Here is a 26,213-nt window from a genome sequence, read left to right as displayed (position 1 = left end):
GCCGCCGGATGTGCAGGAGGCCGTCGCCGCCTCCGGTGATCACGTGGCGCCCGTCCGGCGTCATCGCCGGCGACTGGATCCCGCCGCGCTGCCGCGCACGGGCACCCGGCCTCGACAACAGCCGTTCCCGCCACCCTGCCACGCCGTGCTCCCCTCCGCGGGCACCGCCGGATTACCGAAGGCCGCGACGGACCACCGCCGTCCGGTCGCCGGTGCCCCAGGCTCACACGCGGGTCCGGGGACCCCCCCCGTGACCGCAGGCGGACAGGCAGACCCGGCGGCGGGGGCGCGGCGCCACCGGGCCCGTACCGTCAGTGGGCGAAGAGCAGTTCGGCAGCGATCACCACGTCCACCACCCCGCACCACTCGGCGAACGTCCGGGACACGATCCCGTCGAGCCCGCGCATCCGCAGGTGGACGAAGTCCCACACGCCGTGGAAGAACCAGCCCGCCGCCACCAGATACCGCCCCAGGTCCGGGTCCACCGCGAGCCCCGCCACCGCGAGCCCGCAGAAGAGCACCGCGCCCGCGCTCTGCAGCCAGAAGACCGCCCCGCCGTGCGGCGTGCCGCGGACGGCGCCCCACAGCAGCAGGCCCGCCGCGACCGCCACCAGCACGGTCGACGGCGCCACGAGACCCGTCGTCCGCAGCGCGACCATCACCGCGACGCCCGCGCCGAGGACCGGCCAGGTCCAGCGCGGCCGGCCCGCCTGGGCGACGATCAGGTAGAGCAGCGGCAGCAGGGGCAGCGCCTCGCCGAAGGCATCGACCGCGCCGTCCGGGTCGCCGTCGCCGCCGGAGAGCAGGCCGGGCACGGTCAGCGCGAGCGCCAGCGCCGTCGGCCAGCGGCGCAGCAGCGCCCGTGCGGGGCCGTTCCCGGGGGCGCTCTCGCCCGCGGGGGTCTTCGGGTACGTCGTCACGGACATGGGAACTCCTCGGTACGCACGGGGGGATCGGGCGGGGTCAGGCGCCGTACTCGGCGCGGCGGCGGAACATGACCAGCAGCATCAGCGGCAGCATCGCCAGGTGCTCCAGCACCGTCAGCGAGTCCGGGGAGACCGCGCCCAGCCACAGCAGCGGGAACAGCACCGCCGCGGGCAGGAACATCGCGCCGCACATCTCGGCCGTGCTCCGCGCGCCGTGGCCGCGGTGGCGCATCCACAGCGCCATGCCCGCCGACATGCTGAACGCCATCTCCAGGCTCGCCAGTTCGGGGTGGCGCTCCGCGGACAGCCCCAGGCCGGCGAGCGCCAGCCCGCCGCGCACCAGCGCGCCGAACACGAGCATCCCGGCGGCCATCGCCACCACCATCTCCACGTAGTGGCGCGCGAAGTGCCACCAGCCGTGGCCCTGCTGCGCCGCGGGCCGGGCCGCGGTCTCGACGGGTGTCTGCACTGCGGTCTCCTTCGGGTACGGGGCCGGGGTATCCCGGCGCCGTTCCAGACTGGCGCCGCCGCGGGAGCGCCAGTAGTGCCGAAGCCGCACGTCCGGGCGTGCCGCCGTCACGTGCGCGCATGACATCTGTCATGCGGCTACGGGCCGTACGGCACGGGCCGCGGGCGCGCGGCTGCTGCCACAATGTCGGCGTGCGCGACGGGGTGAGCGAAGGCGGGACCGGGCTGACCGGCTTCCGCAGGTACACGTGGTGGGCGGTGCCCGGCACCGCGGTGCTGTGCCTGCTGCCGCTGTACGGCGGCTGGCTGCTGGACGGCGACGTACCGGCGTGGGCCCGCGTCCCGGCCGTGGCGGCGCTCGCCGTCGCGGCGGTGGCCGGCGCGGTGCTCCTCAGCGCGCGGCTGGCACCTCCGGACCCGGACGGCGCGGGTCCCGTACGCCCGCCGCGCGGCTGGCTCTTCGCCGACCTCGCCGCCACCGCCGTGCTCGCCGTCCTGCCGCTGCTGCGGCAGAACTACGGGCTCTGGGGCCTCGCCCCCGCGATCGCGGTGGCGATCGGCGCCACGTATCTGACCGGCCGCCGCCGGCTGGCCTTCGTCGGCGGCGCCGTCGGGTTGGCGACGCTGCCGGGGGGCAGTGTCGCCGTCGCCACCGGGGACGGCGAGTTCCTGTACGCCGCACTCTTCCCAGCGGGGCTGGTCGCGTTCAGCGTGTGGATGCTGCTCGGGCCGCTGTGGGCTTGGGACGTCGCGGGGCGGCTGGACCGGGCGCGGCGGCTGGAGGCGGAGGTCGCGGTGAAGGACGAGCGGCTGCGGTTCGCCGCCGACCTGCACGACGTCCAGGGCCACCACCTGCAGGTCATCGCGCTCAAGAGCGAGCTGGCGGCCCGGCTCGCCGAGCGCGACCCGGCGCGCGCCGCCGCCGAGATGCGCGACGTACGGCAGTTGGCCGCCGACGCGCTGCGCGACACCCGGGCCGTGGTGCACGGCTACCGCAGTACGACGCTCGACGACGAGATCGCCAACGCCACCCGGGTGCTCGCCGCCGCCGACATCGACGCCCGGATGACGCTCGACCCCGCGGCGGTCGCCGCCGGCCGCGCCGCGCCCGCGCGCCACCTGCTGGGCCTGGTCGTACGGGAGGCCACCACCAACGTGCTCCGGCACAGCAGCGCCCGGCGCGCCGAGGTCGACTACCGGCTGGCAGGCGGTCTCGCGCGGCTCCGGTTCAGCAACGACGGCGCCGGCGCGCCGGAACCGGCCGCCGCCGCCCGGCCGGCCGGCGGCTCCGGCCTGCCCGGGCTCGCCGAGCGGCTGCGCGCCGCCGGCGGCGAGCTGACCTGGGCCCGCGACGGCGACCGCTTCGAGGTCGTCGCCTCGCTGCCGGGCGTGGCGAACGGCGCCACCCGGTGATCCGGCTGCTCCTCGCCGACGACGAGGACCTCCTCAGAAGCGCGCTGGCCGCCCTGCTCGCGCTGGAGGACGACCTCGACGTGGTCGCCGAGGCGGCCACCGCCACCGACGCGGTGCTGCGCGCCCGCGAGCACCGTCCCGACATCGCCGTGCTCGACCTGGAGATGCCGCCCACCGACGGGCTCACCGCCGCCGAGGAGATCCGAGCGGAGCTGCCCACCCAGGTCGTCATCGTCACCCGGCACGCCCGGCCCGCCGTGCTGCGCCGCGCGCTGGCGGCGGGGGTCCGCGGCTTCGTGCCCAAGACGACCCCCGCGTCGCGGCTCGCGGAGATCGTCCGGGACGTCGCCGCCGGCCGCCGCTACGTCGACCCGGACATCGCCGCCGCCGCGCTCACCGAGGACGACTGCCCGCTCAGCGACCGGGAGCTGGAGGTGCTGCGCGCGGCCCGCACCGGCGCGTCGGTCGCGGAGATCGCCGCCGAGGTGCACCTCGCGCCCGGGACCGTACGCAACTACCTCTCCGCCGCGATGGCCAAGCTCGGCGCGAACTCACGGCACGCCGCCGCGCACCGGGCCTGGCAGCAGGGCTGGATCTGAGCGGTGCGCCGACGACCCCTGTCCGGGGGGATCCAGCCCCGGGCGGGTCAAGGAACGGTAAAATTTAGGGGGATTGGTCCAGTCCTTTCCGGTGGATCGGAGCGTGGCGGAGTCCTCCGGCCGTCCGGATTGGTACGGTCCCGCGCCCCCGGCGCCCGCATTGACATGTCCGCGACCCAGGGTTGTCTTAGAGGTCTATACCGCACGATTCGCGTCCGACCGCCCGAGCACGCGAACCCCCCGCCGCGCGGGTGGACGCCGTCTTCCCCACAAGGAGAGCCGTGTCCGTGCAGAGAGCCGCACCCTTACGCCTCAGATCGTTCCCCGTGTCCCGGCGCCTGCTCGCCGTCCTCGCCGTGCTGGCGCTGGCGCTCACCGGGCTCACCACGCTCGCCCCGCCGGCCAGTGCCCAGGCCGGGCTGACCGCGACCTTCAGCAGCTCCGGCAGCGGCTCGTCGTGGACGGGCACGTTCGTGGTGGCCAATGCCGGCACCGCCGCCGTGGAGAACTGGTCGCTGGAGTTCGACCTCCCCGCCGGAGTGTCGATCATCAACCACACCCACGGCACCGCGAAGGTCGACGGCCGCCACGTCACCGTCACGCCCGCGTACTACAACGCCCGCGTCCCGGCCGGCCGCAACACCGAGCCGTACAGCTACACCTTCACCGGCAGCGGCCCGATGACCGCGCCCACCGGCTGCCTGATCAACGGCGACAAGTGCGACGGCAGCCCGGCCGTCCCCCCGCAGGCACCGGGCGGCGTCGCGGTCGCCGACACCACCGCCCGTACCGTGACGCTGAAGTGGAACGCGGCGACGCAGGGCGACTTCCCGGTGACCTCGTACGAGGTCCTGCGCGGCGGCGCCGTCGTGGCGGCCAGCGCCACCACCCGGGCCACCGTCCGCGACCTGGCCCCCGCCACCTCCTACCAGTTCACCGTCCGGGCCAAGGACTCCCGCGGCAACGAGGGCCCGCCCAGCGCCTCCGTGACCGCGACGACCGTGGACCCGGCGACCGACACCGTGCCGCCCACGGCGCCGCCCAACCTGCGGTCCACGTCCGTGACGTCCAGCACCGTGGGCCTCAGGTGGGACGCGGCGACCGACGACAAGCGCGTCGCCGCCTACGACGTCTACCGCGGCTCCGCGCTGGTCGCCAGCGTGCCCGCGGACACCCTGACCACCACGCTGACCGGGCTGACGCCCGCGACGCAGTACGCCTTCACGGTCAGGGCCCGGGACGCCGCCGACAACCACTCGCCCGCCGGCAACACCCTCACCGTCACCACCGACGAGGCCGTCGGCCAGGGCGGCTACGCCAAGGTCGGCTACTTCGTGCAGTGGGGCATCTACGGCCGCCAGTACTTCGTGAAGGACCTCGACACCTCCGGCGCCGCCGCCAAGATGGACGTCATCAACTACGCCTTCGCCAACATCGACCCGAAGAACCTCACCTGCCTCAACGGCGTCACCAAGGGCACCACCCCGGACCCGCAGGACCCCGACCAGGGCGACGGCGCCGGCGACGCCGAGGCCGACTACGGCCGGGCCTTCCCCGCCGGCCAGTCGGTCGACGGCGTCGCCGACGACGGCTGGGGCAAGCTGCGCGGCAACTTCAACCAGCTCAGGAAGCTCAAGGCCAAGCACCCGCACCTGAAGATCCTCATCTCGCTGGGCGGCTGGACCTACTCCAAGTACTTCTCCGACGTCGCCAAGACGCCCGCCTCCCGGGAGAAGTTCGTCAAGTCCTGCATCGACATGTACATCAAGGGCGACCTGCCCGCGTACAACGGCGCCGGCGGCCCCGGCGTGGCCGCCGGCATCTTCGACGGCATCGACCTGGACTGGGAGTGGCCCGGCTCTCCCGACGGCCACCCGGGCAACCACTGGTCGCCCGACGACAAGGCCAACAACACCGCGCTGATCGCCGAGTTCCGGCGGCAGCTCGACGCGCTGGGCGGCGACCACAAGCTGCTGACCGCCTTCACCCCCGCCGACCCCGAGAAGATCGACGCCGGCTGGGATCTGAAGGAGGTCTTTAAGCACATGGACTTCGCCAACGTCCAGGGCTACGACTTCCACGGCTCCGGCAGCGACAACTCCTGGGAGCCCAACCGCACCGGCCACCAGGCCAACCTGTACCCGGACGCCCAGTCGCCGTACCCGAACGACTTCAGCATCGACGGCGCCGTGCAGCACTACCTGAACGCGGGCGTCCAGCCGCGGAAGCTGACCATCGGCTTCCCGTTCTACGGGCGCGGCTGGCAGCAGGTGGCCGACGGCGGCGCCAACGGCGAGTGGCAGAGCGCCAACGGGGCCGCGCCCGGCCAGTTCCAGGAGGAGGCCGGCAACCGCGGCTACGACAACCTGGTCGCCATGGTGCCCAACATGACCGTGCACCACGACACCCAGTCCGTGGCCACGTACGGGTACACCGGGCCGAACGGCCAGTGGTGGTCCTTCGACGACACCTGGGCGATCGACCGGAAGACCGCATACATCAGACAGAAGGGGCTACTCGGCGGGATGGTCTGGGAGATGTCCGGAGACCTGCCGAACGGCACTCTCTTCAACGCGCTGGACCGCGGACTCCCGTAGAGCGGGGAGGGCCCGTACGGTACGCCACCGCCGTACGGGCCGGGCCCGGCCGCAGCACCGCGGCCGGGCCCGCCGTCCCGCCCGCGGCGCGCCGTCCGGGCGCCGCGGGCGCGGGCGCGTCCCGGGCGGCGGGCGAACGCGGTCGGGTGCGGGCGCGTACCGGACGGTCAGCGCGCGAGCAGCGCGCAGTGCCGGCAGGCGCGGGCGGAGGCCGCGAGCCGGGTGTGCGCGACGAGGGTGATCGCGCCGGCCAGCGCGCCCGCCGGCCAGTCCCGCGCCAGCACGGCGCCGGCGGTGAGCGTGAGCGCGCTGACCGCGAGCGCCACGGCCGCGGTGGTGCCGGTCCAGGCGACCACGAGCGGCAGCCGCCGCGGGGTGGCCGCCCGGCGGGCGACGGCGCCGGTGGCGGCCAGCGACCCGGCGGCGAGCAGCGCGGCCAGCGCCGCGAGGCCGCCGAGGTTGGCCGCGAGCACGTGCACGGCCGCGGGCAGCCGCCCGCCGGCGTCCGCCGCCGTGGCCCCGACCAGATACCAGCAGGCCATCAGGAACGGGACGACGAGCGCGACGATCCGGGCGGTCTGCCGGGCCTGCGCGACGGTCAGTTCGCGCTGGAAGGCGGGGCCGACCTCCGCCACGGTGCCGAAGTCGCGCACCGCACGGGCCGCCGCGGCGGCTTGGGAGGGCGCGCCCGCCTCGGCGTGCGCGTCGGCGGCGTCGGTGAGCCCGTCGCGTACCTCCGCCAGCATCCGGGACTTGACGCGGGCGGGCCCGTGCAGCGCGGCGTCCAGGGCGGCGAGGTGGTCCTCGACGGCGCCGCGTCCGGGGGCGGCCCCACCGGACCCCGCGCCGCCGTGTTCCGCGGCCGTCACGTCGCCGGCCTCGGCGCGCGGCCGGGGTCCAGGACCGAGCCGATCGCGCTGGTGAACTCCCGCCAGGCGGTGCGCTCGTCGGCCAGTGCGCGGCGGCCCGCGTCCGTCAGCTCGTAGCAGCGGCGCCGCCGCTCGCCCACCGACTCCCAGGTGCTGCGCAGCAGTCCCGTACGCTCCAGCCGGTTCAGCGCCGGATAGACCGTGCCCGTACGCAGCTCCAGCGCGCCCGCGCTGCGCTGCTGCACGGCGGTGATGATCGCGTAGCCGTGCAGCGGGCCGCCTTCGAGCGCGGCGAGCAGTAGTCCGTCCAAGTGTCCGCGTACCGGATCGCCTCTCATGGGCACCCACTCTACCTCCTGCTGTTGGTGTGCTATGTATTGGTAGCCAATATATAAACCACCGGGAGGGTGCGGTGACGAAGGTCCTGCTGTCCGTACACGTGCTCGCGGCGATCCTGGCCGTCGGGCCGATCGCCGTGGCGGCGTCGGTGTTTCCCCGGATCGCCCGCGAGTCGGCCGCCGCCGACCCCGCGCACCGCGACCGGACACCCGCGTTCCTGCACCGCGTCTGCCGCGCCTACGCCGTCGTGGGCCTGGCCGTCCCCGCCTTCGGCGTGGCCACAGGGGCACAGCTCGGGGTGCTGACCGATGCCTGGCTGCTCGCCTCGATCGTGCTGACGGCCGGAGCCGCGGCCCTGCTCGCGCTCGCGATCCTGCCGGGACAGCAGCGCATGCTCACCCGGGTGAGCGGCGACGCCCCCGCCGTGGAGGGCGACGGGCTGCGGCCCGCCGCGGGCCGGCTGGCCATGCTCACCGGGGTCTTCAACCTGCTGTGGGCGGTCGTCGTCGTGCTGATGATCGTCCGCCCCGGCTCCACCACGGGGGCCTGAGCCGTGCGCGCGCTGCGGATCGCCGCCGCCGTCGAACTGGTCACGCTCGCGGCCCTGCTGGTCAACCTGGCCACCGTGCACACCGGCGCCGTCACCGCCCTCGGCGGCCCGGTGCACGGCACCGCCTACCTCGCGGTCATCGCCCTCACCTGGGCGACGACCCCGGCGCGCACCGCGCCGGGCACCCGGCCGCGGGCGGTCGTCCCGGGCATCGGCGGCCTGCTGGTGCTGCGCCGGCTGCGCGGCGGGCGGCCACCGGCCCCGCCCGTCAGCTGACGGGTCCGCCGGGCCGGGCGAGGTAGCGGCGACGGCGGTCGGCGAAGCCGTGCGCCGTGAGGTCGGTGCTGTCGGCGTACTGGTCCACGGACCCCACCGGCGGCAGCGCCACCAGCTCCGGATCGCGGACCGTCGCCAGCAGCGCGGCGCAGAAGCGCTCGGCGCCCAGGACGAGGAACGGCCGCTCGTGGAACGGGCGTACCTCCGGCGCCAGCGGCTCTGTCAGCCCCAGCTCGTTGTGGAGCCGCGCCACCCGCTCGTACGCGGGCGACAACTGCCGCTCGCGCTCCCGCCAGCCGCGCGCCGCCAGCGCCCCGGACAGCAGCGGTGCCAGCTCCGCCGCCTCCGGGAGTGCGGCGAAGGCGGAGCCGAGCCACTTGCCGTACGGCGGGTAGACCCGGTGCATCAGCAGGCACAGCCGCATCAGCTCGCGTGCCTGCCGGGCGGCGGTCACCGCGGACCCGAGGTCGTCCCCGACCTCGCCGCAGCGCCCGACGAACGGCTCCTCCTGGTGCAGCCGCTGCCACTGGCACGCCAGCACGTAGCGCCACACCGGGTCCGGGTACCAGCGGAGGTGCTCCCGGTACGCGGTGAGCACCCCGGCGCCGTCGTGGAACACCGCGCCGCCCGTCAGCTCCCGCAGCACCTGCCACGGCGCCGCCAGCCAACCGCCCACCGACAGCCCGCCGTCCGGCACCTCGCCGAGCTGCTCCGCGAAGTGTGCCCCGGTGTCGAGCACGTCGACCCAGTGCCGCGGTGCCGTGCCGCCGGGGAACGCGAAGCGCACCGGGTAGCCGCCGAACCGCTCGGGCAGTTCCCGGTCGAGCAGCGCGGTCAGCTCCGCGGCATGCGCCCGATGGGCGGCCGGGGCGAGGAACACCTGCAGCCGCGGGCCCCAGGCGTGGTCCGTCGAGCGCGGGGTGTCGAAGCCCTGCACCTCCGAGCCCCAGCCCAGCAGCGCGGCCGCGTACGGCGTCCCGGGGAGCACCCGGTCCAGGAGAGGGGCGACGGCCTCGGTATGGAAGTCCCCGGCCAGCGCGAGACCGGGGCGGAATGCGGCGTTCATCGCCGTCACCCTGGCAGACCGAGGCGGCCCGCTGCCACCGTGTTTCTTCGGCAGCTCGGGCGGCCCCAGGGTCTGTCTTCCATCTCGCGTCATTCGCCCGCAGGGCGGGCGGGGCGGAGTCTGGTGCGTGCGATCGCAAGGCGGAGGGTCGACCGCATAGTGGGCCTCTTCGGTCGATCCCGACAACGCAGCGAGCGTGCGTGCCAGGCGTCGCAACGCGACGGGAGATTGAAGACAGACCTAGAGCTAGAGTGCCCGGATGATCCCTTCGGAGCCCCCGGGCGCGGGCCCCGCCCTGGCCGAGACCGTACGTGGGCTGCAAGAGCGGGCGGCGCGGGCGCTGCCCGCGGAAGTGGTCGAGCACGCGGACGGCTGGTGGCTGCGGCACGACTCGGGCAGCTCGTGGTGGGTGGCCTCGGTGCTGCCGCACGGTCCCGACGGGCCCGGCGGTCCCGGCACGTCCGCAGCGACGGCGGGGCTGGCGCGCCGGGTGGCGCGTGCGGAGGAGTTCTACGCCCGGCACGGGGGCACGGCGCGGTTCCAGATCACCCCGGACGCCTGCCCCGCCGGGCTCGACGCCCTGCTCGCCGGCCGCGGCTACGACCGCTCGCACCCGGTGTCGCTCCAGGCCGCCGCGGTCGCCGAGATTCCGGGGCAGCGGGCCGGGGGCCCGCTTCGGGTACGTATCGAAGACCGCCCGGTCGACGCGTGGTTCGGCGTCTGGCTCGCCGTCCGCGGCGAGGGCGCGGGGGCCGCGGCGTGGGGGCTGCTCGACCGGGTCGCGGGACCGTCCGCGTACGCCCGCGTCCTGGACGGCGACGAGACGGTGGCCGTGGGCCGCGCGGTCGCCGACTCCGGCTGGGCCGGCGTCTTCGCCATGGCCACCCTGCCCGCCGCGCGGGGGAGGGGCGCCGGCGGGCGGGTGCTCGGCGCGTTGGCGGAGTGGGCGGGGGCGCACGGCGCGACGGGCCTGTACCTCCAGGTGGAGCGCGACAACCCGGCGGCCCTGCGGCTCTACGCACGCGCCGGGTTCCGCGAGGTGTGCACGTACCACTACCGCACCGCCGGAGCAAAGCCCTGATCCGGCCGTGTGGCGACGCGCCCGGCGGGCCCCGCATCGCCTGACAGCGGGCGGGGCCGCACTGGACAATGGGGCCGGTGGTGTCAGGCAGGTCGACGAAGGAGCCGGCGATGAGCAGCAGCCCGAGCGACGTGGCGGGTCAGGGGAACACGGAGTACGGCAGGAAGCGCTTCAAGCGCTCCCGCAGCCACTTCGCCGACCGGATCACCGCGGCCGGCGAGGACGGCTGGCCCGTCGAGGCCGGGCGCTACCGGCTCGTCGTCAACCGCGCCTGCCCCTGGGCCAACCGCACGCTCATCTCCCGGCGGCTGCTCGGCCTGGAGTCCGCGATCTCCATCGGCGTCACCGACCCGATCCAGGACGACCGGAGCTGGCGCTTCACCCTCGACCCCGGCGACCGCGACCCGGTGCTCGGCATCCGCTTTCTCAGCGAGGCGTACGACGCGCGCGAGACCGGCTACCCGGGCGGCGTGAGCGTCCCCGCGATCGTCGACGTGCCCAGCGGCAAGCTCGTCACCAACGACTTCCAGCAGATCACCCTGGACTTCGCCACCGAGTGGACCGCCCTGCACCGCGAGGGCGCGCCCGACCTCTACCCCGAGGCGCTGCGCGACGAGATCGACGAGGTGATGGACGGCGTCTACCGGAACGTCAACAACGGCGTCTACCGGGCCGGCTTCGCCACCACCCAGGACGAGTACGAGGTCGCGTACCACGACGTGTTCCGGCAACTGGACGAGCTGTCCGCGCGGCTCTCCGGCCGCCGCTACCTGGTCGGCGACACCATCACGGAAGCCGACATCCGGCTGTTCACCACCCTGGTCCGCTTCGACCCCGTCTACCAGGGCCACTTCAAGTGCAACCGCAACAAACTCGCGGAGGACAAGGTGCTGTGGGCGTACGCCCGCGACCTGTACCAGACGCCGGGCTTCGGCGACACGGTCGACTTCGACCACATCAAGCGCCACTACTACGAGGTCCACACGGGCATCAACCCCACCGGCGTCGTCCCCGCCGGTCCCGACCTCTCCGGCTGGCTGAGCCCGCACCACCGCGAGCAGTTGGGCGGGTACCCCTTCGGCGACGGCACCCCGCCGGCCCCGCCGCCCGAGGCGGAGCGCGTCCCCGCCGCCGGCCGCCCCTGACCCCGGCGGCCGCCCGGCCCCGCCCGCGCATGTGCGCCATCCGCCCGCCGGGTAAATGACGTTGGCGGCGCGGGCCCGCCTCCGCCATCCTGTGTCGGGTGAGATTCCGGCTGGCGGACGGCGTGGTGACCACGGGACAGGCGGCCTGGGCCGCCCGCTCCGGCCTGCCCGTACGGCTGGCCGAGCGGACCGGCGCCCCCGCGGGCGCACCCGTTGCGCTCGGCCCGCCGGAGGCGGGGGAGGAGCCCGCCGCGGCCGCCGTCGCCGCGCTGGAGCGGCTGGTCGCGGCCGGCGGCGCGGTCGCGGCCGGCGCGGGCGTCGACCTCGGCGGCGGCTTCCGCTCCGCGCGGCTCGCGGGCGCCCGCGGCGACAAGCGCGACGCCGTCCTGGCCGCGCTGCGCGCGCTGGGCCCCGCGGACGCCGGGAGGCTCGGCGACCGGGCCGCGACCACGGTGGCGCTCTTCGGCCCCGCCGCGACCAAGCGCGTCGGCGCCGCCGCCGCGCGGGCCGCGGCTGAGGAGCGCTGGGGCGCCGTCCGGCTCGCGGCCGCCGCCAGCGACGTGCTGGGCCCCGAACAGGTCGAGGAGATCCTCGCCCTCGACGCACCCGCGGGCGTCGACCCCGTCGAGGGCGGCGCCCCCTCCGTACTCGCGGAGCATCTGGGCCGCGTGCTCGGGCCGCTGCCCGGCCCTCGCCGCCCGGCGGTGCTGACCGACCTGTGGGACCGGGTGCTCGACGGCCGCGCCCGGCAGGCCCGCCGCGAGCGGCTGCTCGCCACCCAGGGCCGCCAGGGCCGGGTGGCGGAACTGCGGACCCGGAGAGCGAAGTTCGAGGAGGAGCTGGTGTTCCGGTGGGCGCCGCACGACGGGCCGGCCGGCGGGACACCGCTGCTCGCCGCGGCCTGGTGGACGCCCGGCGACGCCTACTGGCACGCCCTGCTGCACCGGATCGTGCAGGATGCCCAGGCCGCCACCGTGCTGCTGCGTACCGCCGTCGCCGTCACCGACCACGGCTCGGCCGTCGGACTCGCACATATGGAGGCGCAGTTGGCCGCCGCCGTCGCGGCCACCGGCGACGCCGCCGCGGCCCGTGCCGCCCGCCGCGTCCCGGGGCTGACCGGCCTGCCCGCCCGGCCCGCGAGCCACGCCCGCGAGCTGCACCGGCAGGTGCTCAAGCACGGCCCGGCGAAGGTGCCGTACGAGACACAGGTGCGGCCGCGCCTGGCGCGCGCCCGCGACTACGCGCTGGTCGCCGTCGAGGAGGTCGACCGGCTGCTCCGCGGTGAGCTGCCGGTGCCCGAGGAGGTGCTGCACGACTGGGCGGCGGGGGACCTGAGCGGCTGGCGGCGCGCGACCGGCTACAGCCCCGTCCGCCCGCCCGGGGAGTGGGCCGAGAGCCCGCCGTGGGTGCTCGGCCGCTTCGGCACCCGCGACACGCTCGCCGCCCGGCTGGCCTCCCGGCGGGCGCGGGGCGAGCCGGCGGCGCCCCGCGACGCCGAGGTACTCGGCGACCTGCTGTGGTACGCGGAACTCGCCGACGCCCTCGCGCAGTTGCACGGCCACGAGGCCGCCACCGTCACCCCGTACGGCGGGCCGCTCGGCCTGGACCACGATCCGCCGCCGGCGGCGGAACCGCTGGTGCCCCGGCTGGACTCGGTGGCCCTCGCGGTCTCCGGTGCCGCGCAGCTCGTCGCCCTCGGCGGCACGCCGGGCAAGGGCGTGAAGACCTGGGCGGGACTAATCGGCAGCCTGCGCGCCGACGTCGACGTGGCGGAGGCGCTGAGCGGCGAGTTCCCCGTGCCGCCGCCGCTGGCCGCGGTCGACGCCACCCTCGTGCCCGGCACCCACGCCCGCTTCCGGCTCGCCCGCAGCGCCCGCACCCTCGCCGAGTGGGCGGACTACATGGGCAACTGCATCGCCACCCCGTACTACGTCGACGCCGCGCTGAAGGGCCGCAGCGCGCTGGCCGCGCTCCACGACGACAAGGGCCGCATCCTCGTCAATGCCGAGCTGCGCCCGGCCCGGCCCGCGGAACGCGGCTGGCTCGTCGGCGAACTCGCCGGCCGCTTCAACGACGCCGCCGATCAGGCGCTGGAGGAGCGCTTCCGGCGCTGGGTCGTCACCCTCCCCGGCACCGAGCCGCCGGAGCAGGCACCCGCGCCCCGCGACGAGACGCCGGCCGCGCCCGCGCGCCGCGGGCGGGCGGCGCCGCGGCTGGTGGCGCACGCCGGTCCTGAGCTGGCCCGGTTCGCGGAGGCGGCGTGGGCGGAGCAGGTCACGGACCGGACGGCTGCGGTCTACGCCGGGCTGGCCGCCACCGTGCCCGCCACCGCCGCCGGTGCCGCACGCGGCACCCGTACCGGCACCGCGGCGGCCGCCCCCGCCGCAGCCGCGGCCGCCCTGACCCGGCTGCGCCGCCTCGGCCCGGCGTCACTCGCCCACGCCTGCCGCCGCGCCCTGGACGACGGGACGGTGCGCCCGGCGGACCTGTGGGCCGCCACCGGCGTGCGCCCGCTGGCCGCGGCCGTGGCGGCGCTGGACCCGGCGCTGCGCGACCGCTTCGAGCAGCTCGAACTCCTCGACGGTGCCGGGCCGTTGCCCAAGGCCCTGCGCGCCCTGGTCCGGCGCCCCGCGGTGGCGCCCGCGTACGCCATCGGGCTCATGGGCCTGCGGGTCCGGGAGGCGCTCGGGCAGTTGCTGTACGAGGACGACGCCGCCCTCGCCCGCGCGGTCTCCCGGCGCCCGCCGGCCCCGCTCCTGTGCGCGGCGGCCGTCGCCGTCACCTGCCGCGCGCCCGCGCTACCCCTGGCCGCCGTCGCGGAGCCGCGCGCCGTCACCGTGCCGGGCTTCCCGGCGACCACCCTCGACGACCCGGAGGGCCCCTGGCAGCACGCCTTCCCCGCGGCCCGCGAACTGGGCGCGGACACCGCCGCCTTCTGGGACGCCGTCGCGGCCGGCGGCCTGCGGGCCCCCGCCTCCTGGCTCGCCGCCGCCGGCTGGCCCGCCCTCTGGGCCCGCGCCCACCGCTGACCCCCGGCCCGCAGGACCGCGGCCGCCCGCTCACGGCGCCTGCCCCGCCCCGCGAGCCGCCTCCTCCCGGGACTCCGGCGCGCCCGCCGCGACCACACGGGACTTCCCGCGCGGCAGGGCGAGCGCCGCCAGGACCGCCGGCAGCAGGGCGAGCGCCAGCACGAACGTCGCGTCCCGCATCCCGGCGGCCGTCGCCTCCCGCAGCGCCTGCCCGGCCTGTCCGCCGACGCCCCGGTTCGCGACCGCGACGAGCACGGCGATCCCTGTGGCCGTGCCGATCTGCAGCGCCGTGGACGCCACCCCGGATGCCAGGCCCTGCTCCTCCTCCGCCACCCCGGTGCCCGCCGCGATCCACATGCACTCGTAGGTGACGCCCATGCCCAGACCGACGACCACGATCCCCGCGAGCACGGTGAGGAACGACCCGTCCGCCCGGAAGCCGGGTGCCAGCAGCGCCGCGCCCGCGGCGTTGAGCAGGATGCCGCCCGTGAGCGAGGCGCGGTTGCCGAAGTGGTGGACCAGCTTCTCGCTGAGGAAGTTGCCCGCCGTGATGGCCAGGGTGGGGCCGAGGAAGGCGAGCCCGGTCTCCAGCGCGCTGAAGCCCAGCACGCTCTGGAAGTGGATCGTCAGGAAGTACGGTACGGCCTGCGTGGTGAAGCCGAAGAGCAGGATCACGACGGTCGCCGCGCTCAGCGCCCGGTTGCGGAACACCCGCAGCGGCATGAGCGGGTTGCGCCCGCGCGCCTGGATGCACAGGAACGCGCCGAGCAGCAGCGGCGCGAGCGCCGCCGCGGCGAGCACCTCGGCCGCCGTCCAGCCCGCCTCGGAGCCGTGCGCGACCGCGAAGATCAGCAGGGTCGCTCCCGCGGTGCCGGTGAGCGCCCCCGGCACGTCGATGCCGCCCCGGCCGGCGGGGCCGTCGGCCGGGAGCAGCGCGAACGCCGCCGCCGCGCCCAGCACCGTGATCGGGACGTTGACGAAGAAGACGGCCTCCCAGCCGAACGCCTGGGTCAGCACCCCGCCGGCGAGCGACCCGGCCGTGAGACCGCCCGCGCCGGCCATCGCCCAGACGGTCAGCGCCCGGGTACGCTCCCTGCCCTCCGCGAACGCCGTGTTGACCAGCGCCAGCACCGCGGGGAACAGCACCGCGCCGCCCAGCCCCTGCAGCCCGCGGGCCGCGAGGAGGACCTCCGGCGCGGTGGCCAGGCCGCCGAGCACGGACGCCGCGCCGTACACCCCCATGCCCGCGACGAACATCCGTCGCCGCCCCAGGAGGTCGGAGAGCCGCCCGCCGAGGAGCAGGAAGCCGCCGTAGAGGACCGCGTAGACGCTGACGACCCACTGCTGGGTGTGCGCGGTGAGGCCGACGTCGGCGGCGATGTGCGGCAGCGCCACGAAGACGATGGTCAGGTCCAGGCTGATGACGAGGTGCCCGAGCGCGAGCAGCGCCAGGCTCAGGCCCGGCCGCCGGAGGCGGGCGGGGGAGGGTGGGTACGGCATCGGTGTGCTCCGTGGTGGTGCGGTGCTGCGCAGCCGGCGGCGTGCCGCGCGGCGGGCTGCGCGGTCGCCGGCGCGGTGCCCGTGACGCTAGGCCGGGGGGTCTACGTATCCGCATCCGCAAGTCTTCGGAATGTGCCCGCGGGCGTCGCGCGTTGTGCTGCTGAGGACCGGGGAGGACAGGGCGTGCTGCTGGGGAGATCCGCCGCGCAGGCGGCGCTGAAGGAGCTGCTCGCGGACGCCGGGGGCGGCCGCAGCGGCGCGCTCGTGCTCCGCGGCGAGGCCGGGATCGGCAAGTCCGCGCTGCTCGACTGGACCGCCGGGGAGGCCGCCGGCCTCGGGTTGCCGGTGCTGCGCGTGACCGGCGCCGAGCGGGAGGCGGAGCTGGGCTTCGCGGGGCTGGTGCAGTTGCTGTGGCCGGTGCGGGACCGCATCGACGCGCTGCCGGAGCCGCAGCGGGCGGCGCTGCGCGCGGTGCTGGACGCCGGCCAGGACCGCGGCCCCGACCGGTTCCTCACCGGGCTCGCCGTGCTCACACTGCTGGCCGGTCTCGCCGAGCGCGGCCCACTGCTCTGCCTCGTCGACGACGCCCAGTGGGTCGACCGGTCGTCCGCGGAGGCGCTGCTGTTCGCCGCGCGGCGGCTGGCCGCCGAGGGCGTCGCGATGGTGTTCGCGGTACGGGACGAAGGGCTCGACGGCCACGGCCTGGCGGAGCTGCCGCTGCCGCGGCTCGGCGCCCGGGACGCCGCGGACCTGCTCGCGGACCGCGGGTTCGCGTCGGAACTGCGCGACCGGATCGTCGCCGAGTCGGCGGGGAACCCGCTGGCGCTGCTGGAGTTCGCCGCCGCGGCCGGGTCCTGGCCGGGTGCCGCCCCCGGGGAGCGGGAGCCGCTGCCGGTCGCCGACCGGGTGCTCGCCGGGTTCCGGGCACAGCTCGACGGCCTGCCCGAGCGGGCCCGGCTGATGGCCGTGCTCGCCGCCGCCGAGGCCCGCGGCGACCTGCCACTGCTGCTGCGCGCCGCGAACGCGCTCGGCACCGGACTCGACGAACTCGAAGGCTCCGGGCTGCTGCACACCACCGGCACCGCGGTCGCCTTCCGGCACCCGCTGATCGCCACCGCCGCCTACCGGGGCGCGCCGCTGGCGGCCCGGAGCGCCGCCCACCGCGCGCTGGCGGAGGCCGCCGACGACCCTGACTGCCGCGCCCACCACCTCGCGGCCGCCACCACGGCCCCGGACGCGGGCGCCGCCGCCGAGATCGCGGCGGCGGCCGAGCGCGCCCGGCGCCGTACCGCCTACGCCGCCGCGGCCGGCCGGTTCCGGCGCGCAGCGCAGCTCGCCCCGGACCGCGGCGACCAGGCGGCGTGGCTCGTCGCGGCGGTCAGTGCCGCGGCGTCGGCAGGCCGGCTGGAGTGGGCCGCGGAGCTGGCGGAGGAGGCGGAGCCGCGGGCCGGGGACGGCGCGCTGCGCGCGGAGCTGGCGCGGGTGCGCTCGGTGGTGGAGTTCGAGCTGGGCGCGCCGGGGCGGGCCGCGGGCCTGCTGGTACGGGGCGCGTCCCACGCGGCTCCGGACGACGCGGCGGCGATGCTGCGCACGGCCGCCGGCTTCGGGTGGTTCGCCGGCAGTCCGGAGCCGGTCGGCGTCGCCGCGCGCCGGCTGCGCGAGCTGGGCCGCCCCGACGAGGCGGCGGAGGCCATGGCGCACCTCCTCCACGAGGACTACGCGCGCGGCCTGCCGCTGCTCGCGGGGTACGTCGCGCGGGTGCGCCGCGCCTCGCGGGAGTCCGTGTACGGCACCCCGGCGGACACCCCGGCCGGCACCGGGGGAGACGTCCGGCGGGTCGGCGGCGACGAGCGCATGCAGGCCCTCTACGGCAGCATCATCCTCGGCGACGACGAGGCCGCCCTCGACCTGGCCGCCGACGAGGTCGAACGCTGCCGCGCCGAAGGGCTGATCGGCCGGCTGCCCAAGGTGCTCCAGGCGCAGGCCATGGCCGAGCGGACCGCCGGGCGGCACCGCGCCGCCGCGGCGTCGGTCGCCGAGGCCGCCGCGATCGCCCGGGACACCGGGCTCCACCGCAGGACCGAAGAACTGGACGTCGTACGCGCCTGGCTGGCCGCGGCCGAGGGCGACGGGGCCCGCTGCGCCGAACTGGCCGGCCGGGCGTCCGACACCGGCCGGGTGGCCGCCGACTGCGCGCTGAGCATGCTCGACCTGAGCCGCGGCCGCCACGCCGCCGCCCTCGACCGGCTGGAGACCGCCTGGCGCGGCCCCGGCCGGCACGCGACGGTGCTCATGGCCGCCACCGGCGACCTGGTCGAGGCCGCCGTACGGCTGGGCCGCCCGGAGCGGGCGCACGCACCGCTCGACCGGTTCCGGCGCTGGGCGGACGGCGGCGGCCGGCCGTGGGCGCTGGCGGTCGCGGCCCGCTGCACGGCCCTGCTGGGCGGCGGCGAGGAAGCGTACCTGCGGGCGCTGCGGCTGCACGAGCGGGGCGGCCGGCCCTTCGAACGCGCCCGTACGGAACTGCTCTACGGCGAGTGGCTGCGCCGCGAGCGGCGCCGCAGCGAGGCCCGGGAGCCGCTGCGCGCCGCGCTGGAGTGCTTCGAGCGGCTGGACGCCGCCCCGTGGGCCGAGCGCGCCCGCGCCGAACTGCGCGCCACCGGCACCGCCGTGAGCGCCGCCCCGCCCGCCGCCCGCGCCCGGCCCGCCGACCGGCTCACCCCGCAGGAGCTGCAGGTGGCCCGGCTGGCGGCGCAGGGGCTGAGCAGCCGGCAGATCGGCGCGCGGCTCTTCCTGAGCCCGCGCACCGTCGAGCACCATCTGTACAAGGCGTACCCCAAGCTGGGCGTGGCGTCCCGGGCCGAGCTGGCGCGGGTGGAGCTGGCCGGGCCGGGGGACGGCTGAGGCGGCGGCCCCCGGGGCCCAGGAGGAGCGGCGCTCAGGAAGAGACGTATCCGACGTGGGCGAGCGCCTGCTTGAGCAGGTGGCCCTGGCCGCCGGGCATCTCCTGCTGGACGACGGGAGAGGCCGCCTCCTGGGGCGTGAACCAGACGAAGTCCAGCGCGTCCTGGCGCGGCCGGCAGTCGCCCGCCACCGGCACGATGTACGCCAGCGACACCGCGTGCTGGCGCGGGTCGTGGTACGGCGTGAGGCCCTGCGTCGGGAAGTATTCGGCGATCGTGAACGGCTGCGGCGACGACGGCACCCGCGGCAGCGCCACCGGGCCGAGGTCTTTCTCCAGATGCCGCAGCAGCGCGTCCCTGACCCGCTCGTGGTGCAGCACCCGGCCGGAGACCAGGGCCCGGCTCACCGCGCCGTCCGGGCCTATCCGCAGCAGCAGGCCGACGTGGGTGACCTCGCCCCTGTCGTCGACGCGGACGGGCACCGCGTCGACGTAGAGGACCGGCATCCGTGCGCGCGCCGACTCCAGCTCCTCGGGAGCCAGCCAGCCGGGTGTGGTTTCGGTCAAGTCAGCCATTGGCCGATCTTACGCCGAACCCTCAGCGGGCGTGGACGCCGACCTCGTAGAGCGAATAGCCGTGCCCGGTGCCCCGCTGAACGCCGACGACTCGGACATAGCGGGCGTCGGTGGGGTCGAACACCGCGGTGTCGAGTCCGCCGTCGCCGCTCTCCGTGGCCCAGACCGTGCGCCAGGCGTTCCCGTCCGCGGAGACCTCGACGCGGTACGCCCTGGCGTAGGCCCGCTCCCAGTCGAGCGTGACCCGGCCGATCCGGCGGCCCTCGCCGAGGTCGAGCCGCAGCCACTGGTCGTCGTTCCAGTGGCTGGCCCAGCGGGTGCCGCGGTCGCCGTCGACGGCGCGTCCCGGCGCGTAGCTCGTCAGCAGGCTGAACTCGGTGGAGCTGGCCGTCGCGGCGGCGCCCGCGGCGAGGTTGGCCGGCCGCTCGTGGCCCTGGGTGGCGCCCCAGGTCGTCAGGTACGACTCGGCGCCCGCCATCAGGTCCTCGACCACGTCGCCGCCGCCGTGCAGCCGCATCTGCTCGATCCAGTCGGGTACGAGGCCCGCGTGCGCGCCGCCGTCGGTGTTGAAGTCCCAGGTGCGTTCGCCGGTGACCTGCCGGTCGAGGACCGAGCCGCCGTCGGCGCTCCTGAAGGGGTAGGCGACCTTGTCCGGGGCGTCGGCGCCGCGGGGCGCGGGCCAGCCGCCGACGCCGTTCATGTCGGTGCCGTAGCCGTATCCGGCGCCGTACTTGTCGCGCAGCTCCGCGCCGCGCCGGCCCTGCTCGACGAAGTCCTCGGCCGCGTTCATGTACTGGGCGGAGAAGCCGCCGAGGCGGTAGAGCCGCTCGGTCCAGTCCAGGTCCATCCAGCTGTGGCTGGACAGCACGCCCGGATACGACTCCGACTCCAGGATGTCCAGCGCCCGGCCGGCCGCCTTGACGCTCATGTGGTCCAGCTCCAGCATCATGTTGCGTTCCATCATCCCGCGCACCGCGTACTCGCCGAGCTCGCTCAGCCCGCGGGTGTTGCACCGGGCCTCCTGGTCGTAGGACGGGACGGACACCCCGGCGGGCAGCAGCTTCGCCGCCTCCGCGGGCGGGTCCGCCAGGCCGATGGGGTTGTCCTGCTGCCGGCCGGTGCACTTCTCCGTGGTCCAGAACGTGCCGGTGGAGAGGAACTGCCCGATGTTGACCGCCGCGCCGATCGTGCCGGAGTCGAAGCGCACGCCGCACAGCGCGTTGTCGAACTTGTGGCAGAGGAACATGCTGCGCACGCCCATGCCGTACAGCTCGTCCAGGCCGCGGTCGATGTCGCCCTTGTCGCACTGCGCGACACCCAGCACCTGCTTGCAGCCGAACGGCTCGGAGGTCTCCACGCCCAGCACGACCGCGAGTTTTCCCTGTTCGACCACGGCGCGGGCCTGCTCGGCGTCGGTGACGATACGGAACCAGCCGCGGCCCGCACCGCCGTACATGGCGTCGACGTAGTCCTGCATCTCGTAGGTCTTCTCGGCCTGCAGCCTGATCGAGTCCATCTCGTCACAGCCGCGGTCCTTGGCCGGATAGACCGAGCAGAGCAGGCCGTTGGTGACCAGGTCCTGCACCATGACCCGCTGCCCGCCGCGCCAGGCGCGCTCCAGCCAGGCGTAGTAGTTCTGCTGGTGGCTGAGCGAGTCGTGGGCCGGCCAGTGCTCGAACGTCGGCCAGCCGACCGGGTCGTGGTGGCCGTCGGCGCCGCCGGTGACGTTCTCGAAGAGGGCGAGCGCGCCGTCGGGGTAGTGCTCGGGGCAGTCCTTCAGCGCCTCGGTGACGCCCCGCTGGTCGAACGGCCTGCCGCAGATGATCCGGCCGCCGAAGCCCTCGTTGGACATCACGTGGTTGTGCGCGTCGACGAAGCCGCGCACGTCGCCGCGGGCGTCGGTGCCGCGGAACGGCTCGCCGGTGACGTTCACCCCGGAGTCCGGGGCGGGCCGCGCGACGGGGTCCCACCAGTCGTTCGCCGCGGCGGCGGTGCCCGGCCCGGTGCCGAGCGCCGTCAGGGCGGCGAAGAGGACCGTGACGAGGGTGATCAGGCCGGCCTTGCGCAGGTACGGCTGTCGGGTCATGGGGGTCCCGCCTCCGGTGGCGCGAAAAGGTGAGGATCTTTTCTACGGCTGAGTAACCAGAGGATCGCGGCGGATCGACACCCCGTCAAGACGCGGGGGAGCGCTTTCCCGCACCGGCCGGAAACGCGTGGAGCCGCGCCGCCGCGGCCCGGGGAGGTGGGCCCCGGGCGCCGCGGCGGCGCGGGTCTGGGTGCGGCCCGGCCGGAGCGCGGACGGGCCGCGGCTCTCAGGTGGCCTGCCAGAGGGCGGGCACGTTCGGCGGCTCCCAGCCGGGGGAGGCCGTGTGCGCCTGGAGGCAGCGGTAGGTCACGCCGCCGTACGTGACGGTGTCACCGGACCGGTACGAGCTGCCGGCCGCCCAGGTGCCGCCGGGCGGGTCCGGCGGGTCCGGGTTCTGCCGGACGTTGAGCACGAAGTCGAACGTGCCCTCCCGGCCCCCGCCCACGTCCCGCACCGTCATGAGCAGCGACGGGTGGAAGATCGTGTCGGTGTTGTTCCGCGGCTCGTTCGGGAAGTAGAGCTGTGTCGTCAGGATCGGCTGGTTGGGCGCCTGCACCTTGACGTGGATGTGGCGGGTACGGCCCGGATACAGGCCCGGCGCGATCGTCTGCAGGCTGAAGCGGCCCTGCGCGTCGCTGTACTGGTGGCCGCGGAAGCGGTATCCGGTGTTGTCGTACGCACCGTTCACGTCCGCCTGCCAGAAGTCCAGCAGCGCGTGGGGGACCGGCTGGCAGGTGAGCCCGAAGACGTACCCGCTCACGCTCAGCCGGGTGCCCGGCGTGCCCGGGTCCACCAGCGAGGTGCGCTGCGGGGAGTTGGGCTTGAAGTACGGGCCCTCGGTCTGCTGCATGGTCGGCGGGTCGCCGGGGTCGCACGCCTCCGGCGTCGGGGTCAGCTCGCCGCCGGCCTCCGCCTGGTCGCGGGCGAGGACGGGGGCGGCGGCACCGCCGACCAGCAGCGGCAGCGGCGCGGCGACGAGCGCGGCCTTGAGCAGGTCCTTGCGGCGGATCCCGGACTTCTCCTGCGGCTGTGCGCCCTCGTCCGGTGCGGACTTGTCCTGGTCTGTCACGGCATCACGGCTCCTCGGTCGGGGGAGTGGGGTCGTGAACCCCGCGTCCGGACCGGCGCGGTGGCGCCGCATCCGGCGGGGCGCCAGTGACGCTATTCGGCCCCGCCGGGGCAGTCGATGGACAGAATCCGGCGATCGTGGTGATCCGCACGGGTGCCGCGGCGGTAGTCGCCGGGGCTGCTGCCGGTCTCCCGGCGGAAGAACCGGCTGAAGTACGCGGGGTCGGAGAACCCGGCCAGCCGGGCCACCTGGCGTACGGTCAGATCGGTCGCGGCGAGCAGCCGTTTGGCCTCGCGGGCCTGCGCCTGCCTGATCAGGTGGCCCGGGGTGAGCCCGGTGACCCGCTTGACCGCCTCGTTGAGGTACCCCACGGAGACGCCCACGCTCGCCGCGCAGCCGCGTACGGACAATTCGGCCACCGCGGCGCCCGGTTCGGTCAGCAGCCGGTCGAACCGCCGGGCGATCTCCGCCGCCCGGCCCGCCGCGGGCCAGGCGTCGCCGCCGCCCTCCGGTGCGGTACGGGCCGTCCGGGACAGCCGGTCCGCCCGGATCAGCAGCACGTGCAGATACGACTGGAGCACGCTGATGAAGCCGGGCGCCCGGCCGGCGTACTCCCGGGCCATCTCGGCGAAGAGCGCCGCGAGGATCCCGGCCGAGCGCGGGGCCGGGCTCAGCCACGAGACCCGGGCCAGCTCGCGCAGCCGGTCCCGGTCCCCGGGGGTGGGCAGCAGGAAGTCCTCCGTGAAGATCATCACCCAGCCGTCGAGGCCGGCCGCCCCCTCCCAGTGGTGCACCTGCCCCGGGGTGACGATGCCCAGGTGGGGCGGGGTGATCGGCCATCTGCGCTGGTCGACCACGTGGTGCCCGCGGCCGGCGCGGACGTAGACGATCTCGTGGAACGTGTGCCGGTGCGGGAAGCCGGCGCGGGACAGCGGGCCGATCGAGTCGAACGACCCGAGGGCGAAGGGGAGGACCTCCGGGGCGGGGACCTCCAGCCGGTGCATGGGGACGGGGTCTGCGGACACCTCGTGCTCACCCTCCTCGACATTGGTCCGGACCAAAAGGTTGCCGGGGCCGCCGCAGGACCGCAAGCTGACCGCATGGACCTGGAGTTGCGGCACCTGAAGACCATTCGGGCCATCGCCGAGGAGGGCAGCCTCACCCGGGCCGCCACCGCGCTCGGTCTCGCCCAGCCCGCGCTGAGCGCACAGCTGAAGCGCATCGAGCGCGCACTCGGCGGCCCGCTCTTCGACCGGGGCAGGCACGGCGTGCGTCCCACGGCGCTCGGCGAGCTCGTCCTCGACCGCGCCCGGGTGCTGCTGCCCGGCGTGCTCGAACTGCAGCAGGACGCGGTGCGGTTCGCGCGCGCGTGGGGCGGCATGCCGCGGTTCCGGCTCGGCGGCACCCACGGCCCGCTGCTCGGCGGCCTCATCGACCGGGTCGCCACCGCGCACCCGGCGACCCCCGTGACGACGTACACCCGCTGGTCGGTGCGGGAGCTGGCCGGCATGGTCGCAGAAGGGCGCCTGGACTTCGCGCTGATCGGCGTCTGCGGCGACAGCCGCCCGCCGCTCACCGACCGGCTGGTGTGGCAGAACGTCGGCACCGATCCCGTCTTCGTCATGCTCACCGCGGAGCACCCGCTCGCCGGGCGCCGCCAGATCGAACTGCGGGACCTGGCCGGGGAGAACTGGACCGACGTGCCCGGCGACGGCTGCTTCGGCGACTGCTTCGCCGCGGCGTGCATCCGCGCCGGGTTCACCCCCGCCTCCGTGTACGAGACCGACAGCGCCTCCTGCGTTCATCTGGCCCAGGTGGGGCGGGCGGTGGGGCTGTGCCGGGCGACGTTCCCGCCGACCCCGGGGCTGGCCACCCGGCCGCTGGTGGGGCACCCGCTGAGCTGGCGGCACCTCATCGGCTGGCACCCCCGGTCGCCCGCCGGCGGCACCGCCGCGGCGGTCACCGGCTACGCCCGCGCCGCGCACGCCGAGGCCGCGCGGCGCAGCCGCAGCTACCGCGAATGGCTGCAGGCGCACCCGGACTTCGGCACGGCGCCCGCTCGGGTCGCCGTCTGACGAGGGCCGGTCCCGCTCCTCCCGCGCCCCGCGGGCGCGGGTTCCATAACGCGGTGGCGAGGGCGGACTGGTATCTGCCGACCTGACGTGCCCATGGCTACGGTTTCGCGGTAATCACGAAACCAAGGAGACTTCCATGCTCCACAAACGGGTCATGGGCGCGGCCGGCGCCACCGTCGCCGTCGGCGCGCTCGTCCTCGCCGGGCTCCAGGGAGCGGCCTTCGGGTCCGACTCGCCTGGCACGCCCGGCTCGGCCTCGGGGCAGTACTCCCCGGGCCTGCTCAAGGCGATGCAGCGGGATCTCGGCCTCACCGCCGATCAGGCCGAGAGACGGCTGGCCAACGAGAGCGAGGCCGGCGCCGTCGCCGGCACGCTGCGGCTGTCGCTGGGCCGCAGTTACGGGGGAGCGTGGGTGTCGGGCAAGACCTCCGCCGAGGTCGTGGTGGCGACGACCGACGTCACCGAAGCGCGGAAGATCGCGGACGAGGGCGCCCGGGCGAAGGTCGTCGACCACAGCCTCGCCGAGCTGGACGCGGCCAAGGCCGGCCTCGACCGGATCGCCGAGCGCTCCTCGCCCGCCCACGTGCCCGTCTGGTACGTGGACACCACCGCCAACCGCGTCGTCCTGCACACCTCCAGGCCCGGCGCGGCCGAGCGCTTCGCCGCCGCGGCCGGCGTCGACGCGAGCCTGCTGAAGGTCCGGCGGTCCGACGAGAAGCCCCGTACCTACGCGGACATCGTCGGCGGCGACGCCTACTACATCGGCAGCGGCAGCCGCTGTTCCGTCGGCTTCTCCGTCAACCGCGGCGGCCAGAGCGGCTTCGTCACCGCCGGCCACTGCGGCACCGCGGGCGCCACCACCACCGGCGTCAACCGGCAGGCCCAGGGCAGCTTCCAGGGCTCGACCTTCCCGGGCCGCGACTACGCCTGGGTCGGCGCCAACAGCCAGTGGACCCCGACCCCGACGGTGAACGGCTACGGCACCGGCACCAAGCAGGTCCAGGGCTCCACCGAGGCCGTCGAACGCGCCTCCGTGTGCCGCTCCGGCTCCACCACCGGCTGGCACTGCGGCACGATCCAGCAGCGCAACTCCAGCGTCACCTACCCGCAGGGCACCGTCAGCCCGGTGACGCGGACCAACGTGTGTGCCGAACCCGGCGACTCCGGCGGCTCGTTCATCTCCGGCACCCAGGCCCAGGGCATGACCTCCGGCGGCTCCGGCAACTGCAGCAGCGGCGGCACCACGTACTTCCAGCCCGTCAACGCCGCGCTCCAGGTCTACGGGCTCACCCTGACCACCGGGGACGGCGGGCCGACCGACCCGCCCACCGACCCGCCCGGCGGCACCTGGGCGGCGGGCACCGTCTACCAGGCCGGTGACACCGTCACGTACGGCACCACCACCTACCGGTGCCTCCAGGGCCATCAGGCCATGCCGGGATGGGAGCCGCCGAACGTGCCGGCGCTGTGGCAGGCCGTCTGACAGAGGGCAGGACGGCACCACCGCGGCACGGCGCGGACCGGCAGAGAAGGGGATGAAGACGCCGCGGCGGCAGGCGGCCGGAGGGACCCTGGGGGTGTGCCCTCCGGCCGTGCCGCGTTCCGGCGGCCCGGCCCCCGCCGGAATGAGCTCCCATGCCCGGCACG

Annotated in this window: 21 protein-coding genes; 11 read left to right on the top strand and 10 right to left on the bottom strand. The window is 75.9% G+C overall.

The window, feature by feature from the left end; all coding sequences use genetic code 11:
* Positions 1-311 precede the first annotated feature (311 nt).
* Positions 312-926: a hypothetical protein gene (locus FB457_RS27560; RefSeq protein ID WP_145783630.1), complete on the bottom strand. Its 615-nt coding sequence runs from the start codon at positions 924-926 to the stop codon at positions 312-314.
* Between the two features lie 37 nt (positions 927-963).
* Positions 964-1,395 (bottom strand): hypothetical protein, encoded by a 432-nt coding sequence (locus tag FB457_RS27555; protein ID WP_047019484.1) that lies wholly within the window; start codon positions 1,393-1,395, stop codon positions 964-966.
* Positions 1,396-1,586: 191 nt separating this feature from the next.
* Here FB457_RS27555 and FB457_RS27550 point away from each other — a divergent pair, with 191 nt between their 5' ends.
* From FB457_RS27550 to FB457_RS27540, 3 genes are all read left to right on the top strand, one after another.
* Positions 1,587-2,807: a sensor histidine kinase gene (locus FB457_RS27550; RefSeq protein WP_047019485.1), complete on the top strand. Its 1,221-nt coding sequence runs from the start codon at positions 1,587-1,589 to the stop codon at positions 2,805-2,807.
* Positions 2,804-3,406 (top strand): response regulator transcription factor, encoded by a 603-nt coding sequence (locus FB457_RS27545; protein WP_047019486.1) that lies wholly within the window; start codon positions 2,804-2,806, stop codon positions 3,404-3,406. Before FB457_RS27550 ends, FB457_RS27545 begins: the two co-directional genes overlap by 4 nt.
* A 281-nt stretch (positions 3,407-3,687) precedes the next feature.
* Positions 3,688-6,003, top strand: coding sequence for a glycosyl hydrolase family 18 protein (locus FB457_RS27540; RefSeq protein ID WP_047019487.1), 2,316 nt, complete (start codon positions 3,688-3,690; stop codon positions 6,001-6,003).
* Between the two features lie 167 nt (positions 6,004-6,170).
* Here FB457_RS27540 and FB457_RS27535 read toward each other — a convergent pair whose 3' ends face one another.
* Together FB457_RS27535 and FB457_RS27530 are read right to left on the bottom strand one after the other, a co-directional pair.
* Complete coding sequence (locus FB457_RS27535; RefSeq protein WP_047019488.1) at positions 6,171-6,872, bottom strand: permease prefix domain 1-containing protein; 702 nt, start codon at positions 6,870-6,872, stop codon at positions 6,171-6,173.
* Positions 6,869-7,210 carry a PadR family transcriptional regulator gene (locus tag FB457_RS27530; protein ID WP_027742643.1) on the bottom strand — a complete coding sequence of 114 codons (342 nt, stop codon included), beginning with the start codon at positions 7,208-7,210 and terminating at the stop codon, positions 6,869-6,871. The genes FB457_RS27535 and FB457_RS27530 overlap by 4 nt, the downstream gene beginning before the upstream one ends.
* A 74-nt stretch (positions 7,211-7,284) precedes the next feature.
* Here FB457_RS27530 and FB457_RS27525 point away from each other — a divergent pair, with 74 nt between their 5' ends.
* Positions 7,285-7,761 (top strand): DUF2269 family protein, encoded by a 477-nt coding sequence (locus FB457_RS27525; protein WP_047019489.1) that lies wholly within the window; start codon positions 7,285-7,287, stop codon positions 7,759-7,761.
* 3 nt (positions 7,762-7,764) lie between these two features.
* Positions 7,765-8,037 (top strand): hypothetical protein, encoded by a 273-nt coding sequence (locus FB457_RS27520; RefSeq protein ID WP_047019490.1) that lies wholly within the window; start codon positions 7,765-7,767, stop codon positions 8,035-8,037.
* On the opposite strand, the gene FB457_RS27515 is transcribed toward FB457_RS27520, so the two are convergent.
* The gene (locus FB457_RS27515; RefSeq protein ID WP_047019491.1) at positions 8,030-9,103 is read right to left on the bottom strand and encodes a DUF4037 domain-containing protein; all 1,074 of its coding nucleotides are present in this window, start codon (positions 9,101-9,103) and stop codon (positions 8,030-8,032) included. The two genes, FB457_RS27520 and FB457_RS27515, sit on opposite strands and share 8 nt — an antisense overlap.
* Positions 9,104-9,362: 259 nt before the next feature.
* Here FB457_RS27515 and FB457_RS27510 point away from each other — a divergent pair, with 259 nt between their 5' ends.
* The 3 genes from FB457_RS27510 to FB457_RS27500 all read left to right on the top strand — a co-directional run bounded on the left by FB457_RS27510 (position 9,363) and on the right by FB457_RS27500 (position 14,358).
* Positions 9,363-10,184, top strand: a complete 822-nt coding sequence (locus FB457_RS27510; protein WP_145783628.1) for a GNAT family N-acetyltransferase — start codon at positions 9,363-9,365, stop codon at positions 10,182-10,184.
* A gap of 110 nt (positions 10,185-10,294) precedes the next feature.
* Positions 10,295-11,329 carry a glutathione S-transferase family protein gene (locus FB457_RS27505; protein WP_047019493.1) on the top strand — a complete coding sequence of 345 codons (1,035 nt, stop codon included), beginning with the start codon at positions 10,295-10,297 and terminating at the stop codon, positions 11,327-11,329.
* A gap of 98 nt (positions 11,330-11,427) precedes the next feature.
* A complete protein-coding gene (locus FB457_RS27500; RefSeq protein WP_145783625.1) occupies positions 11,428-14,358 on the top strand; it encodes a hypothetical protein in 2,931 nt (976 codons plus the stop codon).
* Positions 14,359-14,388: 30 nt separating this feature from the next.
* On the opposite strand, the gene FB457_RS27495 is transcribed toward FB457_RS27500, so the two are convergent.
* A complete protein-coding gene (locus FB457_RS27495) occupies positions 14,389-15,858 on the bottom strand; it encodes an MFS transporter (RefSeq protein ID WP_145783623.1) in 1,470 nt (489 codons plus the stop codon).
* A gap of 183 nt (positions 15,859-16,041) precedes the next feature.
* Here FB457_RS27495 and FB457_RS27490 point away from each other — a divergent pair, with 183 nt between their 5' ends.
* Positions 16,042-18,762, top strand: coding sequence for a LuxR C-terminal-related transcriptional regulator (locus FB457_RS27490; RefSeq protein WP_145783621.1), 2,721 nt, complete (start codon positions 16,042-16,044; stop codon positions 18,760-18,762).
* Between the two features lie 34 nt (positions 18,763-18,796).
* Here the strand turns inward: FB457_RS27490 and FB457_RS27485 are convergent, their stop codons facing one another.
* From FB457_RS27485 to FB457_RS27470, 4 genes are all read right to left on the bottom strand, one after another.
* Positions 18,797-19,336, bottom strand: a complete 540-nt coding sequence (locus FB457_RS27485) for an NUDIX hydrolase family protein (RefSeq protein ID WP_173534908.1) — start codon at positions 19,334-19,336, stop codon at positions 18,797-18,799.
* Positions 19,337-19,358: 22 nt separating this feature from the next.
* Positions 19,359-21,422, bottom strand: a complete 2,064-nt coding sequence (locus tag FB457_RS27480) for a discoidin domain-containing protein (protein WP_145783619.1) — start codon at positions 21,420-21,422, stop codon at positions 19,359-19,361.
* Between the two features lie 226 nt (positions 21,423-21,648).
* Positions 21,649-22,491 (bottom strand): dioxygenase family protein, encoded by an 843-nt coding sequence (locus FB457_RS27475; RefSeq protein WP_145783617.1) that lies wholly within the window; start codon positions 22,489-22,491, stop codon positions 21,649-21,651.
* A 92-nt stretch (positions 22,492-22,583) separates the two neighbouring features.
* Positions 22,584-23,495, bottom strand: a complete 912-nt coding sequence (locus FB457_RS27470) for a helix-turn-helix domain-containing protein (protein ID WP_047019499.1) — start codon at positions 23,493-23,495, stop codon at positions 22,584-22,586.
* A gap of 96 nt (positions 23,496-23,591) precedes the next feature.
* On the opposite strand from FB457_RS27470, the gene FB457_RS27465 reads away from it, so the two are divergent.
* Together FB457_RS27465 and FB457_RS27460 are read left to right on the top strand one after the other, a co-directional pair.
* Positions 23,592-24,566: a LysR family transcriptional regulator gene (locus FB457_RS27465; protein ID WP_145783615.1), complete on the top strand. Its 975-nt coding sequence runs from the start codon at positions 23,592-23,594 to the stop codon at positions 24,564-24,566.
* A gap of 136 nt (positions 24,567-24,702) precedes the next feature.
* Positions 24,703-26,049 (top strand): alpha-lytic protease prodomain-containing protein, encoded by a 1,347-nt coding sequence (locus FB457_RS27460; protein WP_145783614.1) that lies wholly within the window; start codon positions 24,703-24,705, stop codon positions 26,047-26,049.
* Positions 26,050-26,213 lie beyond the last annotated feature (164 nt).

It is taken from the genome of Streptomyces sp. CNZ287, assembly GCF_007827615.1.
Note: the sequence above shows the minus strand (reverse complement) of the source record. Positions and strands in the feature narration are given on the sequence as shown.